Annotated in this window: 2 protein-coding genes; both read left to right on the forward strand. The window is 64.4% G+C overall.

The features are described from left to right. Positions 1–94 precede the first annotated feature (94 nt). Positions 95–262 carry a hypothetical protein gene (locus ACODS1_RS24130; RefSeq protein WP_489087643.1) on the forward strand — a complete coding sequence of 56 codons (168 nt, stop codon included), beginning with the start codon at positions 95–97 and terminating at the stop codon, positions 260–262. After that, a partial coding sequence (locus ACODS1_RS24135; protein ID WP_489087644.1) for a hypothetical protein occupies positions 262–481 on the forward strand: 220 nt, incomplete at its 3' end. The genes ACODS1_RS24130 and ACODS1_RS24135, both read left to right, overlap by 1 nt.

Below are 481 nucleotides of genomic sequence, written 5' to 3' on the forward strand. Positions count from 1 at the left end.
TCAGCGGCGCGATGAACCTGGCTGTGCGCCTGCACGAGGCCAAGGTGACTGCCGAACTGGTGGTCGAATCGCTGCGCGACGAGGGGGTGTGACCATGGCCAACTCTTCTTTGCAAATTCGCAACGCGGGGCGCATGTGGCGGGTATATCAGGGCGAGCGCGTCCTGGCCTTCGCCCGTTCCTACGCATTCGCCCGCATCCGTGCCGCTGAGCTGGAAGCCGGACAAGCAGCCGGACGCGTAGCGCTCTGGAGGGCTGCCTGATGGTCATCGGTTTTACGCTCATCAACCCCGGCCCGCAGGCCACTCCAGCCGAGCTGCGCGCCGCCCTGGATGACGTCAACAGTCAACTCATCAAAATGGCCCAGCGCCTGGACTCGCTTACCCATGTATCCAGCCTGCTCACCGAGCGCTGCCTGGTGATCGTTGAGGCGCACCTGGCCGGCGACAGCAAGCTGGTCACCCAGTGCGTGGATCAACTCG

It is taken from the genome of Pseudomonas sp. FG29 (genome assembly GCF_057809355.1).